The organism is Coprococcus sp. AM97-35 (assembly GCF_027697525.1).
In the GTDB taxonomy this organism is placed as follows: Bacteria; Bacillota; Clostridia; order Lachnospirales; family Lachnospiraceae; genus Allocoprococcus; species Allocoprococcus comes.
On sequence record NZ_JAQESL010000073.1, the window covers coordinates 1 to 1,057 of the forward strand.

The window sequence follows — 1,057 nt, forward strand, 5'->3', positions numbered from 1 at the left end:
CCTTTGCTGCGTCCAACAATCTTTACTGTATAATGAAAAATCGCCATGCTCCGTTTCCCCCTTTCTGCTGTATCCGGCTTTGATTTCCGGCAGGTAACGTTTTTCCTAAAAGAAAATGGTATCTGCCGGAGCACCCTCTGCGTAAGAGTGCCCTGTGCATAACAGCCTGCATGGAATGTGCCCCTCTGGCGAAGAGTCCCTCCTGCGGCATGAGCAGGTCTGGCTGAAAGCCCCGCCGACGGAACGAGCCCGGCAAGCGTAAGCGCAGACCGGTTGCCACCTGTGGCAAACTTATACGGACGACCTCTGGTTGTCCATAAGTGCGCCCTTCATGAAAAAGCAATGAAGGGAATGGAAACTCCACTCCCTCCGGCATTACACTTCCTCCGTATTTGCAACTGGCTCTTTCTGCATTGCCTTTGAGAAGAATTTCCCATTTGCTTCCTGCCTTTTTAAGAAGCCGATCAGCTTTGGGATATCATCTTCCTCAATCGCAGAACCCAGCACCGATTCCACCGCACCACCAATCTGGCAGAGCCTGTGTGTCCGCTTTTTAGTTTCCACATCTTTCTGACGTTTCTTCAGTTCCCGTTTCTGTGCTGCATACTGTTTTGCTTTCTCAAGGCTTTCCTGTTCTTTCTTTTCCAACTGGAGCATACGCTCCTCATAACTCTTTGTTGATCTTGCCATAAATATCATCGTCCTTTCTTTTTCTTCCAAACATAAGTTTCCTGTTGTCTGTCAGACGAAGTACATGGTATAATCTGTTTGCGTGTAGGTATATCATGACTCCGGTCTGATAGAACCTTTGGCGGTTTCTTCGGGAACCGCTTTTTTAAGTTGAACCGTTTCTTGTGACTGCTTTCACATTTCCCTTATCCCTCAAGTCTCTGCCCTCGTTGGCTTCCATAAAAAGTTCCAGCATATCCGTTTTGATCAGGACTTTTCTCCCAACCTTCAATACCGGAAGTTTCTTCCACTCTACCAACTTTCGCAGGGTGTTCCTGCCAATTCCCGTATAATCAGCAGCTTCCTCAATAGATAAGGCAATCTTTCT

At 47.4% G+C, this 1,057-nt stretch carries 2 protein-coding genes; both read right to left on the minus strand.

Annotated features, from left to right (window positions below; genetic code table 11):
- Positions 1-375: 375 nt before the first annotated feature.
- Positions 376-690, minus strand: coding sequence for a DUF3847 domain-containing protein (locus PG840_RS16685; protein WP_002578306.1), 315 nt, complete (start codon positions 688-690; stop codon positions 376-378).
- A 145-nt stretch (positions 691-835) separates the two neighbouring features.
- The coding region (locus PG840_RS16690; RefSeq protein WP_270613914.1) for a helix-turn-helix domain-containing protein at positions 836-1,057 on the minus strand (222 nt) is incomplete at its 5' end.

Excerpts from the sequence above, each read along its gene's own strand:
- PG840_RS16685 (WP_002578306.1), bottom strand. The coding sequence starts at position 690 with ATGGCAAGATCAACAAAGAGTTATGAGGAGCGTATGCTCCAGTTGGAA.